This is a genomic window from Bradyrhizobium sp. WSM4873 (assembly GCF_055811355.1).
In genome coordinates this window covers 15,572-32,454 of the sequence record NZ_JBVVPS010000001.1, presented here as the reverse complement: position 1 = coordinate 32,454, position 16,883 = coordinate 15,572, and the positions used below count along the sequence as shown (strand labels likewise).

Genomic DNA, 16,883 nt, shown 5'->3' with positions numbered 1-16,883 from the left:
TGACGTCTGAAGATTAGGTCAGATCGGATCAGTACTTCGCGACGACCGGACCGGTCCAGTTGAAGCGGTAAACCAGCGAAGTCGAGATCGTCTGGTTCCAGGTGTTGGCGCGGATGCTCTGACCGACCGCGACGTTGCCGACATCGGTCAGGATGTCCTGGGTCTTGGCGTTGTAGAAGGACGAACGATATTCGGTCTTCATGAACCAGCCGGGCGACTGGATGCCGAAGATGTTCAGGTTGTTCTCGACGCCGCCGCCGACGAACCAACCGTTGCGATTGTAACCGTTGAGATGAACACCGGCGGGAACGCCAGCCAAGGTCATGAAGTTCGTGCTGCCGAAGTGGGCGCCCGAGTAACCGCCGTTAACGTAGGAGAGAACGTTCGGAGCAACCAGCCAGCCGAGGCGCACGCCCGCAGCCCAGGAGTCTTCCAGCTTCTGGTTGCCGGTGATGCCGCCGAAGAGCAGGGGATCTTGAATCGTAGCACGGATGCTGCCGAACTGACCGTCAGCGAACACACCGGCGACCCAGGTGCCGCTGAACTGCCAGTCGTAGCCGAGACCGACGGTGCCAAACCAGCCCGAGCCACCCTGGCGCTGATCGATCGTCAGGGGAACTGCGCCGACCGTGGTCTGCACGCGCTGGTCAGAGGCCGAGAGACCGCCGCCGGCGCCGCCGAAGAGGTAGAAGCCGGTCCAGCTGGCGACGGGAGCAGCCATCGGGGCCTTCACGTAGGGGCGGGCGCCAAGGTCAGCGGCCGAGGCCGAACCGGTCATCGCGGCAACCGCGGTCAGTGCGAGCAAAATCTTCTTCATCTTAAATTCCCCAAGCTTTGGTCTGTCTGGAAGGCGCGAGCGCACTGAAGTCCGTGTGATCTGATGTCCCGGACTATAGCTACTTCTCTCCGAAATGCTGTTGCAGAGCAGGCACAGTCGCCGGGAAACGCCGCACGGCAGGGATTCTGAGCGTCGTCGTTGGAATGCAAAATAAGTACGTATTATCAATGCAGTACGTCGAATTTTGCGATCTGTTTTTTGGTAGCTTCTCGTTAGTGAATCCGGCTTTGTCCGAAATGGAGGCAATCCTGCATCGGCCTGGCTCGATGAGTCGTTGGCCGAGTCGCGACGCGACAAGGCGGAGAATCAGTGGAGATGAGGCGGGGTAGGGAGGTTGCCGTCCCCAAAAACAAAAGAGCCCCGGGCTTCGTGCCGGGGCTCTTGATGGGATCCGACCAGGCAGCGCCCGCGGATCAGACGTCCAGCAGGTCGTCATTGGCGAATTCCGCCTTGTCCGAGATGAACGCGAAGCGCGCTTCGGCCTTGGTGCCCATCAGGCGCTCCACCGAATCCGCCGTGGTGTCGCGGTCGTCGGCGAGCAGAACCACTTTCAGCATGGTTCGCTTGGCCGGATCCATGGTGGTTTCCTTGAGCTGCGCCGGCATCATTTCGCCGAGGCCTTTGAAGCGATTGACCTCGACCTTGGCGTTGGCGTTGAATTCGCTCTTGATCAGCGCTTCCTTGTGCGCGTCATCGCGGGCGTAGACTGATTTCGTGCCATTGGTCAGCTTGTAGAGCGGCGGCACGGCGAGGAAGAGGTGGCCTTCGTCGATCAGCCGCGGCATCTGCCGGTAGAAGAAGGTGATCAGCAGCGAAGCGATGTGGGCACCGTCGACATCGGCGTCGGTCATGATGATGATGCGCTGATAGCGCAGATCCTCTTCGCGATATTGTGCGAGCATCCCGCAGCCGATCGCCTGCACGAGGTCGGCGAGCTGCGTGTTTGCCGTCAGCTTGTCCTTGCCGGCGGACGCGACGTTGAGGATCTTGCCGCGCAGCGGCAGCACGGCCTGGGTCTTGCGGTCACGCGCCTGCTTGGCGCTGCCGCCGGCCGAGTCTCCCTCGACGATGAAGAGTTCCGAGCCGTCCAGACCGGCATCGCTGCAATCGGCGAGCTTCCCGGGCAGGCGCAGCTTCTTGCCTGCCGTCTTGCGCGCGGTCTCCTTCTCTTGCCGGCGGCGCAGCCGCTCCTCGGCGCGGTCGACCACGAAGTCGAGCAGCCTGTTGGCCTGGTTCGGATTGCCCGACAGCCAATGGTCGAACGGATCCTTCATCGCCTGTTCGACGATGCGCTGCGCTTCGGCGGTGGCGAGACGGTCCTTGGTCTGGCCCTGGAATTCAGGTTCGCGCACGAACACCGAGAGCATCACGGCTGCACCCACCATCACGTCTTCAGACGTAATGGACGACGCGCGCTTGCCTTGGCCGACGCGTTCGGCGTGGTCTTTCAGGCCGCGCAGCAGCGCGCTGCGCAGGCCGGATTCGTGCGTGCCGCCGTCGGGCGTCGGCACGGTGTTGGTGTAGGAGGACAGGAAGCCGTCGGCATCCGCGGTCCAGGCGACCGCCCATTCGCAGGCGCCATGCGCGCCGTTGCGGCCCGACTTGCCGGAGAAGATGTCGGGGTGCACCAGCGTGTCGGCATGGATCGCCGCCGCCAGATAATCCTTGAGGCCGCCAGGAAAGTGGAACGTCGCTTCCGCCGGCACGTCGTCGATGCCCTTGAGCAGTTCGGGCGCGCAATTCCAGCGGATCTCGACACCGCCGAACAGATACGCCTTCGAACGCGTCATCTTGAACAGGCGCTGCGGCTTGAACGCGGCCTTGGCACCGAAGATGTCGGTGTCGGGCTTGAAGCGCACGCGGGTTCCGCGGCGGTTGTTGATCTTGCCGAGATCCTCGAGCTTGCCCTTCGGGTGCCCGCGCTCGAAGGTCATGCGATAGAGTTTCTGGCTGCGCGCGACCTCGACCTCGAGCAGCGAAGAGAGGGCGTTCACCACGGAGATGCCGACGCCGTGCAGGCCGCCCGAGGTCTCGTAGACCTTGGAGTCGAACTTGCCGCCCGAGTGCAGCGTGCACATGATGACTTCGAGCGCCGACTTCTTCGGGAATTTTGGATGCGGATCGATCGGGATGCCGCGGCCGTTGTCTGTGACGGTCAAAAAGCCGTCCGCGCTCAACTCGACTCCGATGAAGGTCGCATGCCCCGCGAGCGCCTCGTCCATCGAGTTGTCGATGACTTCGGCGAAGAGGTGATGCAGCGCCTTCTCGTCGGTGCCGCCGATATACATGCCGGGCCGGCGGCGCACCGGTTCCAGACCTTCGAGCACCTCGATGTCGGCTGCGGTGTAGTCGGCTTCGGCGCCGCCCGCGCGCGCGGCTGCTTTGCCGGGACGAGGCTTCGGCTCATCGCCACCGAAAAAATCGTCTTTTGCTTTGGGCTTCAACTGCTTGGACATATATCTTTATGCGTTTTGAGGGCCGCATGAACGGCGAATCGGTTGAGCCGACTATGCCACTTCTGACCTGGAAAGGTTATCGCAGGGCGGGCCGGGCGGTGTGGTTGGGAGCCAATCCCGGCGATTTTACGCCGCAGCCCCATCAATTCCCGGCAATGTGACGTTCCGGTCCGGTCTGGATCGGACTTTGTGACTTGATGTCACACAAGTCCTTGGCTTACCAGTCCTTTTCATCGAGCAGCACCTTCGGGCAGGGCGGAAAGGCTATTTTGAATGGAGCAGTTTGCGCACGCGCTGGCCGATTTCGTGCGCGCTCACCAGACTTGGGCAGCTCCCATCGTGTTTGCGCTCGCCTTCGGGGAGTCGCTCGCCTTCATCTCGCTGCTGATCCCGGCCTGGGGCGCGTTGGTCGCTATCGGCGCGCTGATCGGTGCCAGCGGCATCAGTTTCTATCCGGTCTGGATCGCCGGCGGCATCGGCGCGGCGCTGGGCGACTGGGTCTCCTACTGGTTCGGCTATCGCTACAAGGAGAAGGTCGCCCAGATGTGGCCGCTCTCGCGCTATCCGGAACTCCTGCCCAGGGGTGAGGCTTTCGTGCGCAGCTGGGGCGTGCCGAGCATCTTCATCGGCCGCTTCTTCGGCCCGTTGCGCGCCTCCGTGCCGCTTGCAGCCGGCATTTTCGAGATGCCTTATTGGAGTTTTCAGGCCGCAAATTTCGTCTCGGCGCTGGTCTGGTCGGCGGCGCTGCTGCTGTTCGGCGACGTGATCGCGAAGATCATGGAATGGATCTGGCGCGTGGTGTGACGTCCGAACCTTGACGCGAACCGCATCTGGCCTTATAGCCCCGCGCCATGATCAACGCCGCGACCATCCTGTTCGCCCGTCGCCGCCGCCGCAGCTTTGCGGTTTGGGCGGTCGATCGCGTTTGAGATCATCGTCTTTGCCGCTGGATCCGGTCCGCGGCATTCTCTCTCCTGTCAGTGCGATCTGATCCGGCGGCCCCCAAGGAGGCCAGCAGGAGACTACGATGTATACGCCACCCTTTTTCAAGCAGGACCGCGCCGCGAGCCTGAAATTCGCCGACATGCGGGGCTTCGGCACCATGTGCGCCTTCGACGGCCACAAGCCCGTGGCCTCGCCGCTGCCGTTCTATTTGACCTATGCCGCGGACGGCACGCCGCAGGCCGCCTTTCACGTAGCCCGTCACAATCCGCTGCTAAAGCTTGCCGACGGGACGACCTCCTGGCTGCTCGCGGTCAACGGCCCCGATGCCTACGTGTCGCCGGACTGGTACGTCTCGCCGGATCAGGTGCCGACCTGGCTGTACCAGTCGGTCCATCTGACCGGGCCGGTGCGGTTGTTGTCGGATGGTGAACTGGCCGTGCAAATCGATACGCTCAGCAACAAGTTCGAGAACTGGCTGTTGCCGAAGAAGCCGTGGACGTCGGGCAAGATGACGGCCGGGCGGCTCGAGGCGATGAAGAAGGCGATCGTGGGTCTGGTCATGACGGTTGAGGAGGTCGAAGCCAGCTTCAAGCTCAACCAGCACAAGTCCGACGCCGACTATACGGCGATCGCCAATGCGCTTGGCGCGCAAGTCCATGCCGACGCCAGGGAGATCGCACAACTGATGCAGGACGTAAGGCCCGAGGCCTTCGCATCCGAAACCAACATGCTCGAAAGGAGCGCGCCATGACCTTTTCTGAAGCCAGTCTCGTTGACACCAAAAATGCCCCGAAGACGGGCGCTGCGACAAAGCCCGCCACCGTCTTCGTCGACGGCGGCTCCGGCACCACCGGCCTCGGCATCAACGAGCGGCTGAAGCTGCAGAGCGACGTGGTCGTGAAGACGATTGCCGAGGACAAGCGCAAGGATCCCGCGGCCAAGAAGGCGCTGATGGAGGAGGTTGATCTCGTCATCCTCTGTCTGCCCGACGATGCTGCCAGGGAAACGGTTGCGCTCATCGACAGCATGGGGCAGTCGGGCCCGAAGGTGCTGGATGCCTCGACCGCGTACCGGGTCGCGCCCGACTGGGCCTATGGTTTTCCGGAACTGACGCCGGATCAGGCCGGCAAGATCAAGGCTGCGAAGAAGGTCTCCAATCCCGGCTGCTATCCGACCGGCGCGATCGCACTGCTGCGACCGATCGTCGATGCCGGCTTGCTGCCTGCGGACTATCCCGTCACCGTCAATGCGGTGAGCGGCTATTCTGGCGGCGGCAAGTCGATGATCGCGAGTTTCGAGGACGGCGGCGCGCCGTCCTTCGAACTCTACGGCCTCGGCTTCGAGCACAAGCATCTGCCGGAGATGCAGCTCTATTCGAACCTGACGCGGCGGCCGATCTTCATCCCGTCCGTCGGCAACTACCGGCAGGGCATGCTGGTGTCGGTGCCGCTCCAGCTCGACACGCTGCCCGGCAAGCCCAGCGGCGCCGATCTCCAGGCCGCGCTGGCAAAGCGCTACGCCGGCTCGAAATACGTCTCGGCGATGCCGCTTCAGAACGAGGCGGCCAAGGGCGGCAAGCTCGAGCCGGAAGCGCTCAACGAGACCAACACGCTCGAGCTCTACGTCTTCGCCAGCGACAAGTACCATCAGGCGGTGCTGGTCGCGCGGCTCGACAATCTCGGCAAGGGCGCGTCCGGCGCGGCCGTGCAGAACATGCGGCTGATGCTCGGATTGCCGGAGGAGTAGGAGCAATCTCGTGCCCCGGACGCGGCGCAGCGCCTCTCGGCGATGCGCTGCAGAGCCGGGGCCCGCGCCTATTGTCCTGCTTAAGCTTTCTGGGTTCCGGCTCTGCGGAGCAGCGCTACACGCTGCGCCGCGTCCGGGACACCAGACCTCAATACTTCGCGATGATCGGGCCGCCGAACCTGTAGTTGATGCGGGCGGTGATCAAGTCGACGTCCTGGCCAATGCGGTCGGTACGTGAGAACGTACCGACGGGTGCCAGCGCGCCGTTGGAGGTAAGCGTGACGTCGTGGCGGCCCATGAACAGATGGTCGTATTCGACGCCGACCGACCAGTTCGGCGCAAAGCCGTATTCGATGCCGACGCCGACCGTGCCGCCCCAGCGGGTATCGTCGGCACCGTCGAACTCGGCTCCGGCCAGACCGCCCGTTCCGATGCCGCGGTAGCGGTTGCGGGTGACGGCGGCGCCGCCCTTCACGTAAAGCAGTGCGCTGTTCCAGGCGTAGCCGACCTGGCCGGTGAACAGGCCGAAAGCATCGACACGGGTGCGGTTCGCGACGCCGAGCACGGTGCTGGCGTTCCGGCCGGAGAGGTCCGCCCAGTCGCCCTGCGCTTCGAGGCCGAATACGAAGGCGCTGCTCTGCCAGCGATATCCGATCTGGCCGCCGGCGACGGCGCCCGTCGCGTCATGGCAGCCTTCCGCAACGCCGGCGGCGAAACCAACGGTCTGGTCCCAGCAATTGCGTGACGAGCCATAGCCGCCGTTGGCGCCAATGTAGAAGCCGCTCCAATCATAGATCGCCGCGATCATCGGCGGCGCCTTGGTGTAGGGACGTGCGGCGAGATCGGCGGCACTGGCCTGGGTGGTGACGGCTGCGAGCGAGAGTCCGGCGAGCGCGGATGCAATCTTCCAATTCATATCTGCCCCGAATCATCAATGAGATGACCAAATATACCTGTGGATGGGCGATCCTTCGTGTCAGTCTACCGATGGCATCCCTGTTTTTGTCGCACTGTCATCCTTTGGCAACACCAGCAGCCGGGCAGGCTTTCGAGGATTTCACTCCTTGGTTGCAGGCGCTGAGCCATCGGAGATGCGATCAAACCACCTTGAAGATCGCGACGGCCAGCACGGCCTGCGCGATGAAGCCGACGGTGAAGGCCAACGTGCGGAATACCGGGATCCCGAGCGCATAGACGATCAGATGCGCAACGCGCGACCAGAAATAGACGGCGCAAGCAAGCACCGTCCATTTCGAGGAGTAGTCGATCGCGTTCAGGATCAGCACCAGCGGCGCGAACAGGACGAGGTTCTCGACGGCGTTGTCGTGCGCGAACATCAGCCGGTTCGCCCATTCCGATTGCGGCTTGTCGGTGCGCGAGGGATTGGCCATCGCGCCACCGAGACCGCGAATCTGGCAGCGGTTGATGGTGTAGGGAATCCAGAGGATTCCGGTCAGGACCACCGTCAGTGTCAGCCAGAACAATTCACGCGTCATAACCCGGTCCCCTCATCAAATTCTGCTGCAGGCGTGGAGCTTATACGAAAGCGCGGAAGATTCTGCTATGCGCGAACCCTGACATAGCTGCCGGGCGCGTCCTCGATCGGGGGAAACGCCTCGCTGCCGACCGTGCGGGCCGGGACTTCCTCGGGATCGAGTGCGCCCAGCCATTGCCGCCAGTCCGGCCACCACGAGCCCTTGTGCTCGACCGCGCCCTTCATCCACTCGGTGACGTTGGCGGACTTCAGGTTGTCGTTGGTCCAGTACTGGTATTTGTTCGAGGCGGGCGGATTGACCACGCCGGCGATATGGCCCGAGCCGGACAGCACGTATTTCACCGGACCGCCGAAGAACTGGGAGCCGTACAGCACCGATTCCGCCGGCGCGATGTGGTCCTCGCGCGTTGCGAGATTGTAGATCGGCACCATGACCTTGGAGAGATCGAGCAGGGTGTTGTCCAGCACCAACGTGCCGGTCGAGAGCCGGTTCTCGAGATAGCAATTGCGCAGATAGTACGAATGGTTCGACGCCGTCATGCGCGTCGCGTCCGAATTCCAGTGCAGCAGGTCGAACGCGCTCGGCTGCTGGCCCTTGAGGTAATTGCTGACGACATAGGACCAGATCAAATCGTTGGAGCGCAGCATGTTGAAGGCCATCGCCATCTTCGAGCCTTCGAGCACGCCCGCCGCCTTCATGTCCTGCTCGAGCGATGCGATCTGCTCCTCGTCGACGAACACGAGCAAATCACCGGCATGGGTGAAGTCGACCTGTGCCGCGAAGAACGTCGCGGATGCCACGCGCTGGCGGCGCTTCTCGGCGAGCCAGGCCAGCGTGGTCGCGAGCATGGTGCCGCCGACGCAATAGCCGGCGGTGTGCACCTTCATCTCGCCGGTAACCTTCTCGATCACGTCCATCGCCGTGAGCGGGCCTTCCTTCATGTAGTCTTCCCAGCTTTTGGCTCCGAGACGCTTGTCGGGATTGACCCATGAGATCACGAACACGGTGATGCCCTGATCGACGCACCACTTGATGTAGGATTTCTCCGGCTTGAGATCGAGGATGTAGAACTTGTTGATCCAGGGCGGGATGATCAGGAGCGGCGTGCGCAGCACCTTCTCCGTCGCCGGCGCATACTGGATCAGCTGCATCATCTCATTCTGGTAGATCACCTTGCCCGGCGTCGTCGCCATGTTCACGCCGACGACGAGATTGTCCGGATCGGACTGACGGATCTTCAACGTGCCCTTGCCGGCGGCAATGTCCTCGGCCAGCATCTTCAGGCCGCGCGCCAGATTTTCGCCGCTGCTGGCTACCGTCGCGCGCAGCACTTCCGGATTGGTCAGCACGAAATTGGACGGCGATATCGCGTTGGTGACCTGCTGGACGTAGAATTCGGCCTTGCGGCGGGTCTGCGGATCGAGCCCCTCGGCGTCCCGCACAAGCTCCTGCGCAAATTTGGTCGTGAGCAGGTAGAGCTGCATCATGAAATCGAAGAACTGGTTCGACTTCCATTCCGGATCGGCAAAGCGCTTGTCGCGCGGCGAGGGCGCGATCGCAGGCGGTGCGTCCTGACCGGCCATGCGGCGCGCCGCCGAGCCCCAGAGGTCGAGATAGTCCTTGGCGAGCTTGGTTTGGAGCTCGGAGGCCCGCGACGTATCCGACAGCCAGTATTCCGCGACGGCGGTGAAGGTCTTGACGACCTCCGTAAGCTCCGCCGGCGGACGATCCTGCACCTCGCCGCTCTCGCGCGGCTTCAGGTACGCGGCGAGCGCCTTGCCGCCGCTTTCCATTGCCCGCGCGACATTCATCGCGAAGGCTTCCGCATCGAACTTCGTCTCGGGTTTGGGCGTATCGGTCGTGGCCATACTCATGAGGCGAACAGTAACGATTCATTCCGTATTCGTCACCGCGAAGCTCGCATGTTTGGCGTTAAACACTCTCGAAGATGTGTTGCAGTGCGACAAATTTTCTTGGTTCCGTCACAATCGAGCCGCACCGCTCGGCTTGGTGGACTGGGGCTATTTTCTCGCTCGCACCATTTGGGCAGCAATGGTTTGAGCTTGGGCGCGGACTTGGGTAAGGTTGCCCCGGGGCCGTGCTTTGGGACGAAGTGGGGATTTCCCTAGTGTTGGCGTTGAGGGACCTGCAAAAGTCGCGGCGGATCTGTGGCGCGCTGCTGATGGCGACGCTCGCCTTAGGCGGCTGCTCGAGCCAGCTCGCGGATATGACGCCTTCCGATGCGCAAGCGCATCCCAGGGAGGCTGGTAGCTATCTGCCGGTGCACGATCTGCCGCCGGATCGCGATCAGGCGGTCATGCCGCCGGACCAACGCGCCAAGATCGAGGCCGAACTTGCTGCCGCGCGCGACCGTCAGGCGGTTGCCACCAAGGACGCGAAATAGGGCGCCGCAAGGTAATCGCTGGCGCCTCCGGCTCGCCGTGCTAAAAGACCTTAGTTCAGCCGAGAGTCAGGGCGAACGACTTCAGTCACCGTTGTCGATGATTGCTCTAAGTATTTGATCTTGAGTAATTTTCGCGAGGGACGCGGGCGCCGTCCGCCTGGTCTTTGTGGCCTGTCGATTCTGTCCTGACCGGTTGCCCGGAGCCGAGAGAGCCATGGAAGAGTTTTACCGCATCCGCCGCCTTCCGCCTTACGTGTTCGAACAGGTCAACCGGGCCAAGGCAGCCGCGCGGAATGCCGGCGCCGACATCATCGACCTCGGCATGGGCAATCCGGACCTCCCGGCGCCAGCGCATGTGCTGGAGAAGTTGAAGGAGACGTTGGGCAAGCCGCGCACCGACCGCTATTCGGCCTCCCGCGGCATCCCCGGGCTGCGCCGGGCCCAGGCCGGCTACTACGCCCGCCGCTTCGGCGTGAAGCTCAATCCCGACACCCAGGTGGTGGCGACGCTCGGCTCCAAGGAGGGCTTTGCCAACGTGGCGCAGGCGATCACCGCGCCCGGCGACGTCATCCTTTGTCCCAATCCGAGCTACCCGATTCACGCCTTCGGCTTCTTGATGGCGGGCGGCGTGATCCGCTCGGTGCCCTCGGAGCCGACGCCGCAATTCTTCGAGGCGGTCGAGCGGGCGATCGTGCATTCGATCCCGAAGCCGCTGGCGCTCGTCGTCTGCTATCCCTCGAATCCGACCGCCTATGTTGCGAGCCTCGACTTCTACAAGGACCTGGTCGCGTTCGCGAAGAAGCACGAGATCCTGATCCTGTCCGATCTCGCTTATGCCGAGGTCTATTTCGACGAAAGCAACCCGCCGCCCTCGGTGCTCCAGGTGCCGGGCGCGATGGACGTCGCCGTCGAGTTCACCTCGATGTCGAAGACCTATTCGATGGCTGGCTGGCGCATGGGCTTCGCGGTCGGCAACGAGCGCGTGATTGCGGCACTCGGCCGCGTCAAATCCTATCTCGACTACGGTGCGTTCACGCCGATCCAGGTCGCGGCGACCGCCGCGCTGAACGGACCGGACGATTGCATCAAGGAGATGCGCGACACCTACCGCAAGCGGCGCGACGCGCTGGTGGAATCGTTCGGCCGTGCCGGCTGGGAGATCCCGCCGCCGGAAGCATCGATGTTCGCCTGGGTGCCGCTGCCGGAAGCCTTCCGCAGCGTCGGCAGCATGCAGTTCGCGACCCTGATGGTGGAGAAATCCGGTGTCGCGGTCTCGCCCGGCGTCGGCTTCGGCGAACATGGTGAAGGATATGTCCGCATCGCCATGGTGGAAAACGAGCAACGGATCAGGCAGGCCGCGCGCGGCGTGCGCCGCTTCCTTGAAAGCGGCATCGAAACGTTGCACAACGTCGTTCCGCTCGCCACTCGGCGTTAAGTTCTCTTCCGCAGGTTTTCCAAGGCATCATGGTTGCACCCCTGAAAGTGGGCATAGCGGGGCTCGGCACCGTGGGCGCCGAAGTTGTCCGTCTGATTGAAACGCAGGCGCGCGTGCTTGCCGGCCGCAGCGGCCGCGGCATCCGCGTCGTCGCCGTCACCGCGCGCTCGAAGGCGAAGAAGCGCGGCGTCGATCTGCGGGGCGTCGAATGGGTCAAGGATCCAATCGCCCTCGCCACGCATCCCGGCATCGACTGCTTCGTCGAGCTGATGGGTGGCTCCGGCGATCCCGCGCTGGCGGCGGTCGAAGCCGCGCTGAACGCCGGCAAGTCCGTCGTCACCGCCAACAAGGCGTTGCTGGCAAAGCACGGTCTCAAGCTGGCAAAGGCCGCCGAAAAGCACGGCGGCGCGCTGAATTTCGAGGCAGCCGTCGGCGCTGCGATCCCTGTCATCAAAACGTTACGCGAAGGTCTTGCCGGAACCGGCATCAACCGGGTCTACGGCATCCTCAACGGCACCTGCAACTACATCCTGACCCGGATGGAGCAGGAGGGCCTGTCCTTCGCCGAATGCCTGAAGGACGCGCAACGGCTCGGCTATGCCGAGGCCAATCCGTCGTTCGACGTCGACGGCCACGATACTGCGCAAAAGCTCGCCATTCTCGCCAGCCTCGCTTTCGGCACGAAAGTTGCTCAAAGCGCGGTCTATGTCGAAGGTATCTCCTCCATCGCGCCGGAAGATCTCCGTGCCGCCGACGATCTTGGTTACCGGCTCAAGCTGCTCGGCGTCGCCGTTCGCACCGCCAAGGGCATCGAGCAGCGCGTGCATCCGACCATGGTTCCAAAATCCTCATCGATCGCACAGGTGATGGGTGTCACCAATGCTGTCACGATCGATGGCGAAGGCATCCCGCCGATCACGCTGGTCGGCCCCGGTGCCGGCGGCGCTGCGACCGCATCCGCCGTCGTCGCCGACGTCGCCGACGTCGCGCGCGGCATCCGCGCCAATCCGTTCGGCCGGCCGGTTTCACAGCTGCGCGATACCAAGAAGGCGCCGATGGAGCGCCACGAGGGCGGCTACTACATCCGCCTTCTGGCACGCGATTTCCCGGGCACCGCGGCTGCGATCGCGACACGGCTCGCGGAGCAGAAGATTTCGATCGAGTCCATCGTGCAGCGCCATCCCAATGGCGGCGCTGCGCCGGCAGACGGCAAGGCGGTCCCGGTGCCCGTCATTCTCATAACCTATGCCACGCACGAGGACGCCGTGCGCCGCGCGCTCGCGGCCGTGCAGAAGGACAAGGTGATCAGCGGACGGCCGCAGGTCATCAGGATCGAGAAGAACTGAGCATGCTTAGCAATGACACGGTTCGAACGAACTGTGGGTGTTACGAGTTGATGCGGCGGAGATGTCCGTCCAAAACTGTTTCGAAGGAGTGAGCCGATGTCGACCCATATTTCAGTCCCGCCGCAAGCGTTGCTCGAGCGCATTCTCACGCTGGAGATCGTGCGTGTGACGGAGCGGGCGGCGGTGTCTTCGGCGCGTCTGCGCGGGCACGGCAACGAGAAGGCGGCCGACCAGGCCGCGGTGGATGCAATGCGGCGCGAGCTCAACAAGCTGCCGATCGAGGGCACAATCGTCATCGGCGAGGGCGAGCGCGATGAAGCGCCGATGCTCTTCATCGGCGAGAAGGTCGGCATGAACGCCGGCCCGCAGGTCGACATCGCGGTCGACCCGCTCGAAGGCACCACGCTGTGCGCGAAGAACATGCCGGGGTCGATCGCCACCATGGCGATGGCCGACGGCGGTACTCTGCTGCATGCGCCCGACGTCTACATGCAGAAGCTCGCGATCGGTCCCGGCTATGACAAGGGCGTCGTCGAGCTCGATGCGACGCCGGCCGAAAACGTCCGCCGCCTTGCCAAGGCCAAGGGCGTCAAGCCGGACGGCATCACCGTTCTCGTGCTCGACCGGCCACGCCATGCCAGCATCATCGAGAGCGTGCGCTCGACCGGCGCCGCCGTGCGCCTCATCACCGACGGCGACGTCGCCGGCGTGATCCACTGCGCCGACCCTGACAATACCGGCGTCGACATGTATCTCGGCACCGGCGGCGCGCCGGAAGGCGTGCTCGCGGCCGTGGCGCTACGCTGCATCGGCGGCCAAATGCAGTGCCGTCTCATCCTCGACTCCGAGGAGAAGCGCGAGCGCGCGGCGAAGATGGGCGTCAACGATCCCAAGATGATCTACGGCATCGAGGACATGGCGCGCGGCGACTGCCTGTTCGCCGCCACCGGCGTCACCACGGGCTCGCTGTTGTCGGGCGTCAAATTCCGCAAGGACGGCGTGATCGAGACCGAGACGGTGGTGATGCGTTCGGTCACCGGCACGGTGCGCTACATCAAGGCCGAGCACCGCGAGCTGGCGAAGTTCCATTTGGACTAAGTCCGCAACCATCCCGCGTGCGCTCGTTCGGCCGGTTCAGCCGGACGCCGCCGTGTAGGCACCTCGACGGACCTGATCCATCGCGTGTCCGCTAGGGGTGGCGCGCCGCCGCCGGCATGAACATGAACGCGTCGCACAAGGTCAGAGCGAGTTGGAGCGCCTCTTGAAGCTGGCCAACTTCCTCAGCCCAAGGCTGCAAAAAAGACGTCGCTGACGCTATGTCTCCGCTCGCGAGCGCGCGGCGCGCGTTCGTGTCCGCCTCGGCATAGGCGTCGGTCGCGAGCATTTTGGACAGCTCTTGCGACACGCCGCCATCGAGGCTCTCCAGGCGAGTTTCCGAAACGTAGTGATCTGGCCGCAGCTCTATGAGATTTTCGGACTTCGTCGGATCGAAAAGCCCGACCTTGCCCAGCATGATCAGAAGCGGGTGATTTCGCGCGAGAGATGACGGAATGATCTGGTAGGTCTTGAGCCTTCCAGCTCGGTCTTGAAGAGAAAAGAACGAGATAACCGGCCCGATCCGAAAGCGCGAATTGCGATGGAGCACCGCAACGTGATGATCGACCTCGGAGTCGGCCTCGAACACGGCACCGCTCTTGGGCCCGGCCTCAATGCCGTTTGCGATCAGGTAGGATGAAAGGCCGGCAACGCGGGCCGTGACTGTGCGTTCATCGAGCCCGTCCACCTCAAATTCGATCTCGCGTCCGATGAATGCGGATAGTCCTTTCGTGTAAGCCCCAATCGTCTTGCCGCTCACGAAGTGAACAATCTCGATCCATAGGCTGTATGGATGATCCGGAAACGGATCGAACGATCGGCGGGACTGCTCTAGCCACTGTTCGGGAGAGCGTCCGAATTGTCCGTTCCAGGCTATGGCCAGACAGCCAGGCTGCGCCTCAATCAGGCTACCGACGACGGCAGTGACGATGCGGGTGCTTTCGATCACACTGGGCTTCCCGGTTTCCGCACCCTTCGCAGCAGAACCCGTCATTGAGACGACCAGGTTCGCACGGTGGTTCTCCAGCGCCTGCAATGCCTCCGGCCATTCCGAGGAGGCCTGTTGCCACGCCGACGGATTGATCGGCGTTGGCGCACGCATCAAAAGGACTCCCGCCAAATGATCGCCCACGCGGATCAGGAGCAGATCGTCGGCTTCCGCAGGTGCTGCGGCCGTGCTGATCTCCCAATGCAAGCCTGGATGTCGGCGGCGTAGCGTCTCGACCAGGACCTTCTCTTCTGGAAGGCCGGCGTTCTCTAATAAAACAAATGCAACAGGGTTGGTCATGACAAATACGCTGCACCCCGACTGGTTGAGGCCCGTAACCTTGTTCATCTTATGCGTGTCTGGTGTGGCGGACTAGCGCTATTGTTGCATGGAAAAGATCATGCTTTAAAGCCCTTCATCTGAGACAAAGCCACCCGGAGCGCGGAAAATCCGCGAAGCGAAACATGACCACGACCTCCGATCTCACCGCCGTCAAAGCCCTCGTCTTCGACGTGTTCGGCACCGTCGTCGACTGGCGCACCAGCCTGATCACGGACTTCATGTGGTGGGCGAAGGGCCGCGGCATCTCCGCCGACTGGACCGCCTTGGTCGACGGCTGGCGCGGCATGTACATGGCCTCGATGGATGACGTGCGCAAAAATCCCGAGCGCGGCTATGTCATGTTAGATGATCTGCATCGCCGCTCGCTCGAAAAGCTGGTCGCGCAATTTTCGATTCCAGGCCTGACCGAAGCCGATCTCGATCACCTCACCAAGGGTTGGCACCGCCTGCACCCGTGGCCCGACAGCGTGGCGGGCCTGACGCAGCTGAAGACGAAATTCGTGATCTCGCCGCTGTCGAACGGCAATGTCGCGCTGCTGACCAACATGGCAAAGTTCGCAGGGCTTCCCTGGGACCTCATCATGTCGGCCGAGCTGTTCGAGCACTACAAGCCCGATCCCGAAACCTATCTCGGCGCCGCGCGCCTGCTCGGCCTCAAGCCGGAGCAGGTGATGATGGTCGCCGCCCACAACGGCGATCTCGCCGCCGCGCAGAAGAACGGGCTGAAGACGGCCTTCGTGGCGCGGCCGACGGAATACGGTCCGCTCCAGAAGGTCGATTTCGAGGCCACCGGCAATTGGGACATCGTCGCCAAGGGTTTTGGCGGAATCGCCGACAAGCTCGGGTGCTAGGCCGGTCGCGACGTTGGCACTCCACCTTGCGGTGGCGTTCCCGTCGCGCTGTGCTTCTTGTTGGTCCTTGCCGCCTGCCAGACCTCGATGAGCAACGCGGGGACAATGCCGTGCGCGGGGCAACGATTCCACGCATCGGCAAAGAATGCGAATCCCGGGTCGGAGGCACGTTGCTGTCGGGCGCCCTCGACCGCTAGCAGCACCAACGTCCGTGACCGCAGCCGGATCAAACCAACACAGTCTCCATCGCGCGCTTCGCGGATCACGCGCGCGGGCGCGCGCAACGTGCGAAGCAGAGCATCCTGCGGTTCGATCTTCGCCAGATTGTCGCCGCGAAGCACCAGCTCGCGCATCAGATCGATCGACTTCACGATGTTGTCCATCGCAAGCGCAGTTGCATGCGCGCAAGCCATATCGCCGCGCGAGGCTGCCTCAATTCGATCGAGCGCAGCCTTCAACGCGCCGCTGCATCTGATCCAGTGTGCACGCAGCGGCCAGGCCGACAGCCAGGCCTGCAACGTGCGCGCGGCGGCGTAGGACTCCTCGCTCGCAACATAGTCGGCGAAGAAGAGCCGGCCTATCGCTTGTTGAACAACGACGCCCATGCTGCGATCTGCGTGCCCGTCGCGGATGTAATTGCCGAGCTCGGCGATCTCCGGCGCGATCCGTTGCAACAGTGGCTCGACATTCGAAAGCGCGGATTCGAGGGTCGCTTGATGGGCCACGCGCAATGGATCGTGCCGGTCGCGAAACGCCGGCCAGATGTCGCCATCGGGCGTACGGAAAACGGCGAGCTTTGCCGCGACCGAGCGATTGAACAGGCCTCCGCGGCCGGAGAGTGGGCGGGCGACGGTACCCGCGTTGTTGACGCGGAGCAGTTCGTCGGGATCGCGGACGACAGCGAGGCGGACGAGGCCCGGAATGCTGAGGATGAGGGCCAT

15 protein-coding genes are annotated in these 16,883 nt (G+C 63.4%); 8 read left to right on the top strand and 7 right to left on the bottom strand.

Annotation, left to right across the window (positions count from 1 at the left end; translation table 11 throughout):
- Nucleotides 1–28: 28 nt before the first annotated feature.
- Both AC0L21_RS00140 and parE read right to left on the bottom strand, forming a co-directional pair.
- The gene (locus AC0L21_RS00140) at nt 29–817 is read right to left on the bottom strand and encodes an outer membrane protein (protein ID WP_473256941.1); all 789 of its coding nucleotides are present in this window, start codon (nt 815–817) and stop codon (nt 29–31) included.
- 434 nt (nt 818–1,251) lie between these two features.
- Nucleotides 1,252–3,294 (bottom strand): DNA topoisomerase IV subunit B, encoded by a 2,043-nt coding sequence (parE, locus tag AC0L21_RS00135; RefSeq protein ID WP_473256940.1) that lies wholly within the window; start codon nt 3,292–3,294, stop codon nt 1,252–1,254.
- Nucleotides 3,295–3,567: 273 nt separating this feature from the next.
- Between parE and AC0L21_RS00130 the strand changes: the two genes are divergently transcribed.
- The 3 genes from AC0L21_RS00130 to argC all read left to right on the top strand — a co-directional run bounded on the left by AC0L21_RS00130 (nt 3,568) and on the right by argC (nt 5,985).
- Nucleotides 3,568–4,098, top strand: coding sequence for a DedA family protein (locus AC0L21_RS00130; RefSeq protein WP_473256939.1), 531 nt, complete (start codon nt 3,568–3,570; stop codon nt 4,096–4,098).
- A gap of 223 nt (nt 4,099–4,321) precedes the next feature.
- A complete protein-coding gene (locus AC0L21_RS00125) occupies nt 4,322–4,990 on the top strand; it encodes an FMN-binding negative transcriptional regulator (RefSeq protein WP_473256938.1) in 669 nt (222 codons plus the stop codon).
- Nucleotides 4,987–5,985, top strand: coding sequence for an N-acetyl-gamma-glutamyl-phosphate reductase (argC, locus tag AC0L21_RS00120; RefSeq protein WP_473256937.1), 999 nt, complete (start codon nt 4,987–4,989; stop codon nt 5,983–5,985). The genes AC0L21_RS00125 and argC overlap by 4 nt, the downstream gene beginning before the upstream one ends.
- A gap of 148 nt (nt 5,986–6,133) precedes the next feature.
- Here the strand turns inward: argC and AC0L21_RS00115 are convergent, their stop codons facing one another.
- The 3 genes from AC0L21_RS00115 to AC0L21_RS00105 form a co-directional block, all read right to left on the bottom strand.
- A complete protein-coding gene (locus tag AC0L21_RS00115) occupies nt 6,134–6,901 on the bottom strand; it encodes an outer membrane protein (protein WP_473256936.1) in 768 nt (255 codons plus the stop codon).
- 181 nt (nt 6,902–7,082) lie between these two features.
- On the bottom strand, nt 7,083–7,481 hold the full coding sequence (locus AC0L21_RS00110) for an MAPEG family protein (RefSeq protein ID WP_007591527.1): 399 nt from the start codon (nt 7,479–7,481) through the stop codon (nt 7,083–7,085).
- A gap of 65 nt (nt 7,482–7,546) precedes the next feature.
- Nucleotides 7,547–9,355, bottom strand: a complete 1,809-nt coding sequence (locus tag AC0L21_RS00105) for a PHA/PHB synthase family protein (RefSeq protein WP_473256935.1) — start codon at nt 9,353–9,355, stop codon at nt 7,547–7,549.
- A gap of 254 nt (nt 9,356–9,609) precedes the next feature.
- On the opposite strand from AC0L21_RS00105, the gene AC0L21_RS00100 reads away from it, so the two are divergent.
- The 4 genes from AC0L21_RS00100 to glpX all read left to right on the top strand — a co-directional run bounded on the left by AC0L21_RS00100 (nt 9,610) and on the right by glpX (nt 13,764).
- Complete coding sequence (locus AC0L21_RS00100) at nt 9,610–9,885, top strand: hypothetical protein (RefSeq protein ID WP_027517741.1); 276 nt, start codon at nt 9,610–9,612, stop codon at nt 9,883–9,885.
- Nucleotides 9,886–10,099: 214 nt separating this feature from the next.
- A complete protein-coding gene (locus tag AC0L21_RS00095; RefSeq protein WP_018454429.1) occupies nt 10,100–11,320 on the top strand; it encodes an LL-diaminopimelate aminotransferase in 1,221 nt (406 codons plus the stop codon).
- Between the two features lie 29 nt (nt 11,321–11,349).
- Nucleotides 11,350–12,666, top strand: a complete 1,317-nt coding sequence (locus AC0L21_RS00090; RefSeq protein ID WP_473256934.1) for a homoserine dehydrogenase — start codon at nt 11,350–11,352, stop codon at nt 12,664–12,666.
- A gap of 96 nt (nt 12,667–12,762) precedes the next feature.
- Nucleotides 12,763–13,764, top strand: a complete 1,002-nt coding sequence (gene glpX / locus AC0L21_RS00085) for a class II fructose-bisphosphatase (protein ID WP_473256933.1) — start codon at nt 12,763–12,765, stop codon at nt 13,762–13,764.
- Between the two features lie 91 nt (nt 13,765–13,855).
- Here the strand turns inward: glpX and AC0L21_RS00080 are convergent, their stop codons facing one another.
- Nucleotides 13,856–15,097: a hypothetical protein gene (locus tag AC0L21_RS00080; protein ID WP_473256932.1), complete on the bottom strand. Its 1,242-nt coding sequence runs from the start codon at nt 15,095–15,097 to the stop codon at nt 13,856–13,858.
- A gap of 116 nt (nt 15,098–15,213) precedes the next feature.
- Between AC0L21_RS00080 and AC0L21_RS00075 the strand changes: the two genes are divergently transcribed.
- Nucleotides 15,214–15,942, top strand: coding sequence for a haloacid dehalogenase type II (locus AC0L21_RS00075; protein ID WP_473256931.1), 729 nt, complete (start codon nt 15,214–15,216; stop codon nt 15,940–15,942).
- On the opposite strand, the gene AC0L21_RS00070 is transcribed toward AC0L21_RS00075, so the two are convergent.
- The gene (locus AC0L21_RS00070) at nt 15,939–16,883 is read right to left on the bottom strand and encodes a hypothetical protein (RefSeq protein WP_473256930.1); all 945 of its coding nucleotides are present in this window, start codon (nt 16,881–16,883) and stop codon (nt 15,939–15,941) included. The two genes, AC0L21_RS00075 and AC0L21_RS00070, sit on opposite strands and share 4 nt — an antisense overlap.

What these genes read in the sequence shown, in the direction of transcription:
- AC0L21_RS00140 (WP_473256941.1), bottom strand. Translation starts at nt 817, where the DNA reads ATGAAGAAGATTTTGCTCGCACTGACCGCGGTTGCCGCGATGACCGGT.
- parE (WP_473256940.1), bottom strand. Translation starts at nt 3,294, where the DNA reads ATGTCCAAGCAGTTGAAGCCCAAAGCAAAAGACGATTTTTTCGGTGGC.
- AC0L21_RS00130 (WP_473256939.1), top strand. Translation starts at nt 3,568, where the DNA reads ATGGAGCAGTTTGCGCACGCGCTGGCCGATTTCGTGCGCGCTCACCAG.
- AC0L21_RS00125 (WP_473256938.1), top strand. Translation starts at nt 4,322, where the DNA reads ATGTATACGCCACCCTTTTTCAAGCAGGACCGCGCCGCGAGCCTGAAA.
- argC (WP_473256937.1), top strand. Translation starts at nt 4,987, where the DNA reads ATGACCTTTTCTGAAGCCAGTCTCGTTGACACCAAAAATGCCCCGAAG.
- AC0L21_RS00115 (WP_473256936.1), bottom strand. Translation starts at nt 6,901, where the DNA reads ATGAATTGGAAGATTGCATCCGCGCTCGCCGGACTCTCGCTCGCAGCC.
- AC0L21_RS00110 (WP_007591527.1), bottom strand. Translation starts at nt 7,481, where the DNA reads ATGACGCGTGAATTGTTCTGGCTGACACTGACGGTGGTCCTGACCGGA.
- AC0L21_RS00105 (WP_473256935.1), bottom strand. Translation starts at nt 9,355, where the DNA reads ATGAGTATGGCCACGACCGATACGCCCAAACCCGAGACGAAGTTCGAT.
- AC0L21_RS00095 (WP_018454429.1), top strand. Translation starts at nt 10,100, where the DNA reads ATGGAAGAGTTTTACCGCATCCGCCGCCTTCCGCCTTACGTGTTCGAA.
- AC0L21_RS00090 (WP_473256934.1), top strand. Translation starts at nt 11,350, where the DNA reads ATGGTTGCACCCCTGAAAGTGGGCATAGCGGGGCTCGGCACCGTGGGC.
- glpX (WP_473256933.1), top strand. Translation starts at nt 12,763, where the DNA reads ATGTCGACCCATATTTCAGTCCCGCCGCAAGCGTTGCTCGAGCGCATT.
- AC0L21_RS00080 (WP_473256932.1), bottom strand. Translation starts at nt 15,097, where the DNA reads ATGAACAAGGTTACGGGCCTCAACCAGTCGGGGTGCAGCGTATTTGTC.
- AC0L21_RS00075 (WP_473256931.1), top strand. Translation starts at nt 15,214, where the DNA reads ATGACCACGACCTCCGATCTCACCGCCGTCAAAGCCCTCGTCTTCGAC.
- AC0L21_RS00070 (WP_473256930.1), bottom strand. Translation starts at nt 16,883, where the DNA reads ATGGCCCTCATCCTCAGCATTCCGGGCCTCGTCCGCCTCGCTGTCGTC.